The organism is Streptomyces sp. NPDC058576, from assembly GCF_042718715.1.
Classification (GTDB): domain Bacteria; phylum Actinomycetota; class Actinomycetes; order Streptomycetales; family Streptomycetaceae; genus Streptomyces.
Genome location: NZ_JBHXPF010000008.1, coordinates 159,690 through 171,842, shown reverse-complemented (window position 1 = coordinate 171,842; position 12,153 = coordinate 159,690). Strand labels below are relative to the sequence as shown.

The following is a 12,153-nucleotide window of genomic DNA, read 5'->3' as shown; positions in this document are numbered from 1 at the left end:
ACGGTGTATCAAAGCGCGGTGTAGGCGCGACGGTGCTTGACCCGGTTCATAGGCACACGTCTTACCAGGGCTCCGGCGGTCGGAGGTGGAACTCAGTGCCGACATGTGCGAAAGCTCTGGCCGGACGCCCTATCCCATCCCCTGCTGGATCGCCTAGAACAGTAGCCCGACGATCCCCGCCCCGGTGGCGTAGGCGGCGCCGCGCAGGGCGCTGGACAGCAGGGCGTGGCGGCGGCGGGCCAGCCAGTTGCGTACGGGCCGTTTCTCCGAGGAGCCGTCCGGGGGTTCGGGCTGAACGCGCACGATCGTGGAGTCGACCGCGACGACCCAGCCCAGGTCACCGTCGGCATCCGCTTGAGCGAGCAGCGCGGCGAAGACACGTTCCCAGGTGCCGCGCCTGACGGGCCAGTGCGCGGCGGGCTCTGGTATGTCGCGAGCCTGTCAGCTCATCCGCACTTCAGCTCTTTCTGGGCGAAGGCAGTGAACTGCTTGAGGAGGCCGGGGAGGGCCTCGCGTGCGTTCTTTCCTCCCGCATCAGTCACGTGAATGCGCAGCTCCACGAACTTTCCGGTGGAGGGGCCGGCCCCGGGGAGGGGCCTGCACGGCACGTACGAGGCCGCACCGGTATCCCAGGCGATTCCTTTCACCCCCGTGCGCACGGAGTCTGGCTTGCGTGCCGCCCACGAACTCCAGTCGATGAAGTCTTCTTCGTCCTCGAAATCGGCGAAGGCGCGGAAGCCGTAGTTTCCGTCGACGTACAGGATGCAGCTCGTGGACGAATTGTGTTCAGCAAACTGGAAGGGGTCGATCTCCTGGCTCAGCTTGTCGCCCTGTGGCAGGAGGGGCTGCACAGCCGTTCTGTCGAAGGCGTTCCAGCAAAATTGATTCGGTATCTCCGGAATGGACTTGGTTTTTGCCTCGGAGCATCCGTTCGTGAGGGTCCCCAAGGAAAGGAAAAGCGCGAGTGGGGCCATGACTCTTGCGGGGCGGCGCATGGTGTTACTCCCTCAGGGGCGTGTCTTTTCCGCCATGTCGCGCCCGATGGCGTGCGCGCTCGCGGTTGCCGTGGTGGCGGAGCCTATGTAGTCGTTGTACTGTGCAGGCGTCAGGCCCGCTGCTTTGCCACCGGTGGTGACGGCGGCCGTAGCTGCATCTCTGGTGGCCCTCTCTGCTTCCGCGTAATCCTTCCCGGATTCGAGAGAGACTTCATCCAGGTCGTTGTTCTTTGCGTTTTCCACTACCGATTCAGTGACGTCTTCCTGGATCCAGGTGATGGCATCCCCGCCCACGGGCAGCATTTCGAAGTACTTGGTACCGGCAAGGTCGATGATCCGGTTCGTCCACTTCGCGTTGTCCTCGACGCCTTTGTTGTACTCCTCGTTCTTGTGCAGCTCCAGTTCGACGGTTGCGTGCGCCCTCGCTTCTGACATCATCCCTGCGATCTCCCCGCCCGGATGAACGGCATTACGAATCGCCTCCCCCATGTCCGCATGGCGTTCGGGGTGGCGGAACGCGTCGCCCACGAGCGCCGTCGTGTAGGCCTGCTGCGCGTGGGTGATCGCACCATAGGCGTCCGGGTCCTGGCCGACCGAGCCGAGGAACCGGGTCATCAAGTGTTTCTCGAATTCCGCCGGTTCGCCGAACGGCTTGATCTGGCCCGCCGCGTTCTCAGCGCTCGCCTGCAAGTCCGGCATGTACTCCGCGGCCATGTCGCCGAACTGCGGGGCCAGAGCGCTCAGCGGGCCGGGCGGGTCCCCGGCCTTGGCCGAGACCAGTTCCGGATTCGTGCCGATCTTTTCGACGACCTTCTCCATGACGCCGCTCATGTCCTTGGAGTGACGCACCGGCGGTGCGTCGTCGTCGCCGGGGATGCGGCCTGTGACCGCTGCCTCCAAGGCATTGCCCATGGCCTTCTGGCCGAGCGTGGTGCCGCTGTCGGCCGTCGTGTCGTACCAATCGTCCGCAGGCTTCTTGTCGAGCATGTAGTCGACCACGCTCTGCGCGTCCTTGCCGCTGGTCTCCACGTCCAGCATGGTGACGATGCCATCGTTGTTGGTGTCCGACCGCAGGCTTTCGTTGAAGAACTCCGCCGACGCCGCAGGATGTCTGCTCATCGCCTCCATGAGGCCGGTGACCGGGTTGAAGCCCTTGCCACCGTCCGCGCCGAGGTTGAACGCCATGTCCTGGTTGTACGGCAGATTTCGGGACCAGATCTGGGGATCCTTCCTGTCCATGGCGATCATGTCCCGGCCGACCGACGTCAGGAACTGCTGGTCGTACGTGCCTTCCCGCAGCAGCGCCCCGAGGGACTGGTAGCCGTACACCTTCGCGCCGACGCCCGCGAACCCGGAGACGTCGATCTCCTGGCGGCCCGCCTTCAGCAGCTGGTTTGTCCAGGTGGCGTCCAGGTGGTTCGGCACCGAAGAGGTGGTGGCCAGGCCGAGCATTGCCCCCATGTCGCTCTGGATGTTGCGGACGATTCCCACGCGGTCCGCTCCCGCCGGGCCGAGGGACGTGGAGTCCAGGGACATCCGCGTGTACGCCTCCAGCGTCCCCTCCGCGCCCAGCCTGCGGTAGAAGGCGGTGGCGAACTCGGGGTCGCGGCGATTGTCGTCGATGATGTCTTCGAGTTTGCGTAGCGCCTCGACGTTGCGGGCCGTGCCGCCCTCTCCCGTGACCGTCTTCAACAGCTCCGCCGCGTGACCCGCCTGCTCCGCGTCGAGGGTCTTGTAGGCGGGCTCACTGAAGTCGTGCTTGCTCTTCATGTTCGCTTCGAGGGCGCGTTTCAAGGACTCGTCGGCATCGGAGCAGTCCTCGACGATCCGGTCGACCTTCCGCTGCCAGGACGCCACGGCCTCTTTCTGCTTCCGTAGAGCCTCCGGATAGTCCGGATCCCGCCGCGAGGTCTGATCGTCCTCCAGGTCGTGCCGTGCCGACACCTTGCCCTTGGCGCTGATCACCACACCTGCTGCTGGCCCCTCTTCGTCCCGTATGCCGATCAGCGTCTTCTTGGCGTACGCGAAGGAAGTGTGGGCATCCACCAACAGGGACTTGATGCCCCGGGCCTGGGACACGGCGTCATCGAACTCCGCGGCCGTCTTCCCGATGAACTCCTTGGTGACGCCGGCGTTGACGCCTTCCCACCGAGCCTTGCCCGCTTTCGCCTTCATGCCGGTCCGGGCGTCCTCAGCAAGCTTCTCCAGCCTGGTCACCATCGTGGTCCAGTCATCGGCCGCCGTCTTCAGCTTGCCGACAGGTGCGTGCACCACGTCGTCGAAAGTCAGCACGGTTCCCCCATGAACGGCTGGTCGGAGCAGGGTGAGACGGAGCCGCCTCGCCGGGTGCCAAACCTATCCGGTGTGCGCAGGAGCAACGTATGCGCGTGCGATTTCGCGCCAGTCGCGGTGCCGGGCGGTTCGTCCCCCGGCCTACCCCCGCCGCACCCGCCCCGCGATCCGGCGGCCCAGGCGGCCCAGCGTGCTCGACCGGTTCCAGTCCCGGAAGGCGTCGGCCCGGCCGCTGCTGCCCGTGCGGCCCACCGTCGACTCGACCTCCGCGACGTCCTCGGCCGACATGGCGCGGACGGCGGGGCGCAGGACCTCGTCCAGGAGGGCGGCGGCCACCGGGGGCCAGGCCTTGCCCGCGTGCGGGTGGGCGGTCCAGACGGTGAAGCAGTCCGCCGCGTAGGCGGGCTGGGCGCGCAGCCGGGTCCGTACGGTCTCCGTCCGGGCGGTGCGGTCGTACGCCGCGATCAGCTCGGCGTCGTCGCCGTGGACGAAGTCGTACAGCTCCGCCCCCGGGCGGTCCGGGGCCAGCAGCCGTTCGACCAGGGCCGCGTGCGCCCGCTCCCGGAGTGCCGGTTCGACCGGTTCCGCCTGGGCGCACAGGGTGCGGACCGTCTCGGCCCAGCCGGGTTCCGGCGCCCCGGCGCGCAGTTCGCGGACCAGGTCCAGCAATAGGAGGCCCGCCCGCTCCCGCCCGCCGATCTCCCCGGGGAAGCCGCGCAGCAGGTCATGGGCGAGGGCGGCCGCCTCGTCGGTGCTCGCAGCGGACGGACCGGCGGAGGGCGTCCCGGTGGCGGACGGCTCCGCGGCGGACGCGCCCAGTGCCGCGTCGACCAGGCGCGCCCACGTACCGGCCACGCGGTGCGAGTCCGAGGTGGCCGCGTCCAGCAGGAGGCGGGCCTCCTCCACCGTCGGGGCCCGGTCCTCCCACACCAGGCCCACCCCCGTGCGCAGGACCAGCGGCTCGGCGAACGGGGAGAGGCCGGCCGCGCGCAGCACCCGGTGCCACACCGCCGCCCGGTCACCGCCCAGCGTCGCCATCGCCCCCGACACCTCGGCGCACATCCGCAGATGCGGCAGCACCTGCGTCCCCGTGAACGGCAGCGCCACCCGCTCCAGGAACCGGGCCACCGCCCCCGGGTCCTGCGGAGCGATCCGGTCCAGCGCGCCGAGCAACGCCGTCCGCACCTCGAACTGCTCGTCCAGCAGCTCCAGCAGGGTTGCCGCAAAGCTCGGAGCGCCCGCGGCCCCTTCCTCTTCCCGTACCGCCGCCTCCGCCAGCAGTGCGGGCGCCAGCCGGTCCACGACGCTCGGCAGCGACTCCGTGCCGTCCACGCCCAGCAGCCGTGCCACCCGCAGCAGTTGTACGGTCCGTGCCACCGAACGGGACCCGGTCGTGTCGCCCAGCTCGGTCAGGATCTCCGGGCCGAGCCGCTCCGCGACCTTCGCCCCCTCCGGGCCCACGAACGCGTCCCGGCGCGGCAGTTCCAGCGAGCCGTTGCCGCCCCGTACCGCCTCCGTGACCAGCATCGCCGCCAGCGGGGCGGTCACCGACGCCGGGCAGCGGCCCTCCAGTGCACCGAACAGCCGCCCGGCGGCGTCGAATTCGGAGCTCGTACGGTCGTCGATGCCGGGGGAGGTGAGGGCCTCGACCAACTGGCCCGTGCGCTTGGCGTCCAGGGTGTAGGGGCGGTCGGCGGCCCAGCCGGCCGCCGCCGCACGTCCGTCCGGGCCGAGCGCGATCCCCGCGCACAGGGCCGTCACCGCCAACGGCCCCGCGGTGAATGGCTCCCCGGGCAGTTCCCGCGCCTCCTGGAACAGCTCCGGCGACCGGCTCCGCCAGATCCGGGCCGCCGTCGTCGCCCACACGTCGTCCGTACCGCCGCCTGCCGGTGACTGCCCCGCGCACACGTGCACCCGCAGGCCCGCCGCCCGGGCCGCCTCCGCGTCCTCCGGCAGTACCCCCGCCACCCGCGCCGCCGAACTCCCCGGCCGCCGGGTGTACGTGGTGAACGTCAGCCGCTCCGCGCTCTCCCTCGGCAGGGTCACGGACGCGAGACCCAGCCACCGGGCCACGTCCGCGCACTGCCGCTCCACCAGCACCACCGGCGGGCCGCCGGCCGCCTCCGCGTCGCTCGCCCGGCGCAGATCCGCCAGGACGGCGGCGAGCCAGGGGCCGCGCGACACGGCGAAGTCGTCCAGGCCCTCGGAGACCGCCGTGGCCCCCGGCGGCAGCGTCAGCGGGTCCGGTATCGCGCCGCCGGGCGTCGCCGCCACCCAGTGCGGGGAGCGCCACGCCTCGACCGGCAGCCGGTCGCCCGGCAACGGCACCCCCGGCGGCAGATGCACCGCGTGCGCGTGGAACCGGATCCCCGACCCCGTACCGCCGCCCGTGTCCCGTGCCGGGGCCGACCGGGACACCAGGCGGCTGCCGTCGGAGAGGGCGGCGTACGTGAACGCCTGCGGCAGCGAGCGCAGTTCGCCGTCCGACGGGCGGTCGGGAACGCCTGCGGGCAGCTCGTAGCGCACCAAGGGCTCGATCTCCGCCAGCAGGGCCCCGGACACCCCGGGACCGACCGCCGTGAACCGGCCCGCCGCTCCCTCGTCCCCCGGCGCGGCGGAGGTGTAGTGCACCTGTGCAAGGCTCATCTGTCGGCCCTCTTCGTCCTGCCGCGCCCGGTCCCCGTGCCCACCCCGTACGGCTGGGTCGGGGGGAGGAGTCCGCAGCCGCGGGGGCGACGTTATCAAGGACGGGCAGGTAATCCCTACGCTGCGTCAGGCGCGGGCCCGAGGGCGGTGGGGCCAGGTCGTCGGGATGAGCGTGGTGAGGCTTTCCGCAGTGGTTGGCGGAGGTGGCCGACAGCTACACGCTCATCCCGCAGGACCGGCCGGACGCTCTCGTCGGGCACCTCCGGGCGTTCCTTGCGGAGACCGCCTGACGGGGGCCGGGGCGGCTGTGTGACGGGGCGCCCGCATGTCCCGATGAGGCAACAGTCCCCGGGCACCACCACCACGGCGGGGCGGCGAACTTATGATCGACGCGGCGTCGAGGAGGAACGGGGAAACGCTGTGAGCCGTCACGTGCCGTTAAGAGGAGGGCGGCTCGCGCTGCCCCTGACCCTGGTGACCGTGCTGCTCGCCGGTTGCTCCGGTACGGCGGACGACCCCGGGAGGGCCGAGAAGCGCGACGCGTCCGCCAGTGCGACGGCGCGTGCCCCTGCGAACGGCGGCGCGGAATCCGGACCGTCCGCCGAGGCGACCGGGACCCTCGACCCCGACCCGGCCCGGCTGCCCGGAACCCGGGCGGCGGCGCTCGACCTCATCCGCCGCGTCATCGCCGACCCCGACAGTTTCGGCTCCGGCGTGGTGAAGCGGAGCCCGTACGAGAGCGGCCCCGCGACCTGGCCCGTCCTCGGCAAGGACTGCGTCTGGCAGCAGCAGAAGCCCGGCCACGGTGTCCTGGCGACGCGCAGCCGGTCGTTCGAACTGCCCGCCTCGGCGGGGAAGGGCCCGGTGCGGCTCGCCGCGACCGTCACCGTCCACCGCACCGCCGGGGACGCGGCCTGGGAGGTGGCGGAGTCGATCGAGGAGTCGATGCGCTGCCCCACCCAGCAGTTGCGCGAGGGCGAGCTGATCGGCTCCCTCGTCGCGGGCGCGCTGTTCGGCGGCGAGGCCAACCAGAACAACTCCGACGACTTCCTGAGCGAGACGGGGCTTTACCAGAGTTCCGAGGTCGGCGGGCCGCACTACTACGCCTGGCAGCAGGCGCAGGTCCTGCAGTTCACCGTCGCCGTCACCGGCAAGGGGGCGAAGGGTCGCACCGAGCGGGAGATCGACGATTTGGTCGTCCAGGCGCAGGCCGCCATGCTGGTGCAGCTCGGATCCGCCGTCGAGAAGCAGAGCTGAGGCCGGGCGATGGACGATCTGCGACCCACCGACCCCGCCCGGATCGGCGGACACCGGCTCCTCGGCCGCCTCGGAGCAGGCGGCATGGGCGTCGTCTACCTCGGGCGCACCGACGCCGGAGCGCTCGCCGCGATCAAGGTGATCCTGCCCGAGCACGCCGGGGACGAGGACTTCCGGGCCCGCTTCCGCCGCGAGGCCGAAGCCGCCCGCCGGGTCGACAGCCCGTGGGCCGTGCCCGTCACCGGGGCCGACACCGAGGCCGAACGCCCCTGGCTCGCGACCGAGTTCGTGCCCGGGCCGACGCTCTCCGACGTCGTCGCCCGGCGCGGGCCGCTGCCCGTGCGCAGCGTGAGAGTCCTCGGCCGGCTGCTCGCCCGCGCCTTGGCCGCCGTGCACGCCGCCGGGCTCGTCCACCGCGACGTCAAACCGGGCAACGTCCTGCTGACGGCCGGCGGCCCCCGGCTGATCGACTTCGGGATCGCCCGCACCGCCGACGCCACCGCGCTCACCGCCACCGGACTGATCGTCGGCACCCCCGGCTTCCTCCCGCCCGAGCAGGTGTCGGGGAGCGCGGAGTCGGCGTCCGGGAGCTTTGAGCAGGTGTCGGGGAGCGCGGAGTCGGCGTCCGGGAGCTTTGAGCAGGTGTCGGGGGACGCCGAGGCGGCGTCCGGGAGCCGCGAGCAGGCGGCCGGGAACACCGAGAGGGCGTCCGGGAGTCCGGTCGGGTCCGCCGGGGACGTCTTCTCGCTCGGCTGCCTCCTCGCGTACGCGGCCACCGGCCGGCCGCCCTTCGGCAGCGGCGCGGTCGACGCCGTGCTCTACCGCACCGTCCACGACGCACCCGACCTTGACGGCATCCACGACGCCTCCCTGCGCGCCCTGCTGGAGCGGTGCCTCGCCAAGAACCCCGGCGAACGTCCGGCCGCCGCCGAGCTCGACGCCCTGATCGCCGAGGACGCACCCGCCGGAGCCTCCGCCGACTGGCTGCCCGAGGACGTCGTCCGGATCATCGCGGACCGGGCCGCCGCGCTGCTGGCCCTGCCCGACATCGAGGCCACCGTGGCCGTCACCGATAAGCCCGGGCCCCCGCAACCCGGCCCCGCCCGGCGGCGGTTCCTGCTGTTCGCGGCCGGCGGCGCCCTCGCCCTCGGCGCCGGAGCCTTCGCCGCCGTACGTCTCACCCGCGGCGAGTCCGGCACCGGCGGCGGGGACGGGGCTCCCGGCGGCAGCCGCTGGATCATCGGCGTGCACGCCGACCTCACCGGACCCGGGAGCGCCGCCGGGCGCGCCCAGGAACGCGGCGCCCGGCTCGCCGTCGACCGCTTCAACTCCCTCGACGACCAGCCCTTCCGGCTCGCCGTGAAGGTCCTCGACGACCAAGGCGACGCCCGTCGGTCCGCCCAGGTCGCCGAGGAGTTCGCCCGCGACCCGGAGGTCCTCGCGGTCATCGGCCCCACGAGCGACGAGGCGGCCGGGGCGGCCCTGTCCGCGTACGACGAGGCGGTGCTGCCGGTCCTGACGGTGTCGGCCCTCCAGATCACCTTCCCGCGACGGGCCAACGCCTCCTTCTTCCAGGCCGCCCCCTCCTACGCCTCGCTCGGGGTCCCGGTCGTCAACCGCCTCCTGCTGCGCCCCGACGTCGAGCGGCTGGGCGTCCTCGTCGACCGGGCCGGCGGTCAGGCGGCCTACCAGGCGGGGTACGCGACCAACCTGCTGACGCCCCAGCTCACCACCGGCACCACCCACCCCCGGGTGGTGCCCGCCGGCACCACCGTCTTCGACCCGGTCCTCACCGATCTCCTGTCCAACCGGAGCGACGCCCTCTTCTACGCCGGTGACGCGGCCGGCGCCGCCCGGGTCGCCCGCATCCTGGCCGACCTCTCCTTCGCCGGACCGTGCATGGCCCAGCACACCGTCATGGGGCCGGAGTTCCTGGAGAAGGCGGGTGCGGCGGCCGACGGCTGGGAGTTCGTCGCACCGTTCACCGACGCGAGCGCCCCGGCCAGCGCGACCTTCGCCGCCGCCCACCGCAAACGTTTCGGCGCCGCGCCCGCCGCCTGGTCGGCCGAGGCGTACGACGTGGCCGGGCTCGTCGCCCGCGAACTGGCCGCCGTCGCCGAGGCCGCGGCCAAGGGGGCATCCGCGAGCGCCACGGCCTCGACCGGCGCCACGCCCTCCGGCGACGGCCGGCCCACCCGGGCCGCGCTCTCCGCCGCGATCGCCGCCGCACGGTACGAGGGGGTCTCGCGCTCCTACGCGTTCGACGAGGAGCGCCAGCAACTCGTCGGCCAGGACGCCCACCTGTACCGGGTGGAGGACGGCCGTATCCGCTACCTCGGCCCGGCCCCGAAGCCGAAGAGCTGACGTGCGGCCCCTCACCTCCGAGGACCCCCGCACCGTCGGCCCCTACCGCACCCTCGTCCGGCTCGGCGCGGGCGGCATGGGCGTGGTCTACCTGGCGCGCTCGGCGGGCGGGGCGCTCGCAGCCGTCAAGGTGATCCGGGCCGAGCACGCCGCCGACCCCGGCTTCCGGGACCGTTTCCGCCGGGAGGCCGAGGCCGCCGCGCGGATCACCGGCCCGTGGGTGGTCCCGGTGCTCGGCGCGGACACCGAGGCCCGGGAACCGTGGCTGGCCACCGCGTTCGTCCCCGGGCCCCCGCTGAGCGAGGTGGTGGGGGCCGGCGGCCCGTTGCCCACGGCCACCGTCCGGGCGCTCGGGAGCCGGCTCGCCGAGGCCCTCGCCGCGGTCCACGAGACCGGGCTGATCCACCGCGACGTCAAACCCGGCAACGTGCTCCTCGCCCTCGACGGCCCCCGCCTCATCGACTTCGGGATCGCCCGCCACGAGGGGGCCACCGCGCTGACCGCCACCGGCGCGGTGATCGGAACGCCCGGCTACCTGGCTCCCGAGCAGGCGTCGGCCGGGCCACCGGGGCCGCCGTGCGACGTGTTCTCGCTCGGCTGCGTCCTCGTGTACGCGGCGACCGGGCGCGGGCCGTTCGGCGAGGGCGGCGGGGCGGGTGCCCTGTTCCGTACGGTCCACGAGGAGGCGGACCTGACCGGCGTCCCACCTGGACTGGTCCCCGTGGTCACCGCCTGCCTCGCCAAGGACCCGGCCGCCCGGCCCACCGCGAGCCGGGTCCGCGACGCCTTGGCGGCGGGCGGTGAGGCGACCCCGGACCCCCGCGAAGCTCTCCGCACGGTCCCGAACCCGGTCCCGGGCGAGTCTTCGGGCCTGGCCCTGGACGCGGCCCGGCTGGGCGCGCTGGAGTCCGGGGAGGCCCTCGACCCGGGCCGGCTGGGCACGCCGGAGTCCGGCACGGCTCCGGACGCGGCCCGGCTGGGCGCGCTGGAGTCCGGGGAGGCCCTCGACCCGGGCCGGCTGGGCACGCCGGAGTCCGGCACGGCTCCGGACCCGGGCGAGGCTTCCGCCCCCGCCCTAGCCCCCTGGCCGATGCCCGCCGGGCTGCCCGCGTCGATCGCCGAGCGGTCCGCCGCCGCCCTTGCGCTGCCGGACCCCGAGCCGCTCCCCGCCACGCTCACCCCGGCCGGTGACGAAGCGAGCGGGGGCGGAGCCGTCGGCCGTACAGGCGGTCCCACCCGTCGCAGGGTCCTGACCGCCGGCGCGGCCGGGGCCGTCGTCCTCGCCGGCGGGTCCACCGCGGCCTGGATCGCCCTGCGGGACAGCGGTCGGGAGGCGGGCGGTCCCTCGGCGGGAGCCGGGGCGACGACCACGTACACGATCGGCCTCCACGCCGACCTCAGCGGACCCGGCCGGGCCACCGGACTGGCCCACCAGCGCGGCGCCCAGCTCGCCGTCGCCGACCACAACGCCCGCGAGGAGAAGGCGTTCCGGCTCGCCCTGCGCACCGAGGACGACGCGGGCGACCCGGCCGCGGCGCTCCGGGCGGCCGGGCGGCTGGCGGCGGACACCGCGGTCGTCGCGGTCCTCGGGCCGACCGCGGACGTCCTGCGCGAGGAGGTCGTCCGGCGGTACGGCGCGGCGCGGCTGGCCACCGTCGTCGTCGCGGCGGGCTCCAGCACCGTCGAGACCGGCACCGGCCTCCACCTCTGCGTGACCCGCCCCCTGGACCGTATGCTCGCGCCCGGCCTCATCGGCTACCTCACCCGCACCAGCCCCGCCACCCGCATCCTCCTCGTCGAGGACGCGGCCGACACCGGACTCGGCGCGGAGATCGGGCGCACCTTCCGCAACGCCGCCCTGACCGGTGCCACCCTTCTCGAACACCCCCTGGCCCGGGGCGACGCGGGCTTCGGCGCGGTCGTCCGCAAGGCCGTGAGCAGCCGGGCGGACGGGCTGGTGCTCGCGGGCGGCGACGCGTCCCGGGCCGCCCGGCTGGCCACCGCGCTGGCGGACGAGGGCTTCACCGGGGCCCGGGTCGCCGCCGGACCCGCCCTCGGGCCCGCCTTCCTCGACGGGGCGGGCGAGGCCGCGGAGGGCTGGGTCTTCGCCGAGGCGTACGCCGACCCGGCCGCCCTCCCAGCGGCCGAGGCGTTCACCGCCGCCCACCGCGAGCGCTTCGGCGCACCCCCGGCGACCTGGGCGGCCGAGGCGTACGACGCGGTCGGCCTGATCGCCCGCGCCGCCGGGACCACCAGCGCCTCGGGCGAGGTCCGCAACGGCATCGGCGGGCGGCTCGTGCGGACCGAGCACCGGGGCATCGTGCGCCCCCTCGCCTTCCACGCCTCGACCCGGCAGGTGCGGTACGAGAACGGGATCTTCCTCTACCGGATCGAGCAGGGCCGCCCCCGCTTCCTGGGCCCGTACGGCGAGCTGTAGGGCCTGTCGTGGAAAAGGCGCGCGGGGGGGGGCGGCCGGCCGGTTTGCCCAAGCCCCGGGCGCGGGCACAAAAGGCCGGGGACCCGCCCCGGCGCGGGGCCCCGGCCGGGTGTGCTTGGGGGCTTACCAAAACCGCCGGGCGGCGCGGCCCCCCTCCACTGT

General features: G+C 73.6%; 7 protein-coding genes. 3 read left to right on the top strand and 4 right to left on the bottom strand.

Translation table 11 applies throughout. The annotated features are described in order from the left end of the window. Nucleotides 1-153: 153 nt before the first annotated feature. The 4 genes from ACFWRV_RS09585 to ACFWRV_RS09570 all read right to left on the bottom strand — a co-directional run bounded on the left by ACFWRV_RS09585 (nt 154) and on the right by ACFWRV_RS09570 (nt 5,933). Nucleotides 154-303: a hypothetical protein gene (locus tag ACFWRV_RS09585; RefSeq protein ID WP_384330763.1), complete on the bottom strand. Its 150-nt coding sequence runs from the start codon at nt 301-303 to the stop codon at nt 154-156. 143 nt (nt 304-446) lie between these two features. Continuing rightward, entirely contained in the window at nt 447-995 is a 549-nt protein-coding gene (locus ACFWRV_RS09580) for a hypothetical protein (RefSeq protein WP_384330760.1), read from the bottom strand. Nucleotides 996-1,007: 12 nt separating this feature from the next. Next, on the bottom strand, nt 1,008-3,287 hold the full coding sequence (locus ACFWRV_RS09575; RefSeq protein WP_384330757.1) for a hypothetical protein: 2,280 nt from the start codon (nt 3,285-3,287) through the stop codon (nt 1,008-1,010). A 141-nt stretch (nt 3,288-3,428) separates the two neighbouring features. After that, nucleotides 3,429-5,933, bottom strand: a complete 2,505-nt coding sequence (locus ACFWRV_RS09570) for a GTPase-associated protein 1-related protein (RefSeq protein ID WP_384330754.1) — start codon at nt 5,931-5,933, stop codon at nt 3,429-3,431. Nucleotides 5,934-6,353: 420 nt separating this feature from the next. Between ACFWRV_RS09570 and ACFWRV_RS09565 the strand changes: the two genes are divergently transcribed. From ACFWRV_RS09565 to ACFWRV_RS09555, 3 genes are read left to right on the top strand one after another with little or no spacing between them, the layout of a single operon-like run. Further along, nucleotides 6,354-7,190 carry a hypothetical protein gene (locus tag ACFWRV_RS09565; RefSeq protein WP_384330751.1) on the top strand — a complete coding sequence of 279 codons (837 nt, stop codon included), beginning with the start codon at nt 6,354-6,356 and terminating at the stop codon, nt 7,188-7,190. Between the two features lie 9 nt (nt 7,191-7,199). Continuing rightward, entirely contained in the window at nt 7,200-9,554 is a 2,355-nt protein-coding gene (locus ACFWRV_RS09560) for a bifunctional serine/threonine-protein kinase/ABC transporter substrate-binding protein (protein ID WP_384330748.1), read from the top strand. A gap of 1 nt (nt 9,555) precedes the next feature. Next, nucleotides 9,556-11,991, top strand: a complete 2,436-nt coding sequence (locus tag ACFWRV_RS09555; protein WP_384330745.1) for an ABC transporter substrate-binding protein — start codon at nt 9,556-9,558, stop codon at nt 11,989-11,991. The last annotated feature ends 162 nt before the right edge of the window (nt 11,992-12,153 follow it).

What these genes read in the sequence shown, in the direction of transcription:
- ACFWRV_RS09580 (WP_384330760.1), bottom strand. Translation starts at nt 995, where the DNA reads ATGCGCCGCCCCGCAAGAGTCATGGCCCCACTCGCGCTTTTCCTTTCC.
- ACFWRV_RS09570 (WP_384330754.1), bottom strand. Translation starts at nt 5,933, where the DNA reads ATGAGCCTTGCACAGGTGCACTACACCTCCGCCGCGCCGGGGGACGAG.
- ACFWRV_RS09560 (WP_384330748.1), top strand. Translation starts at nt 7,200, where the DNA reads ATGGACGATCTGCGACCCACCGACCCCGCCCGGATCGGCGGACACCGG.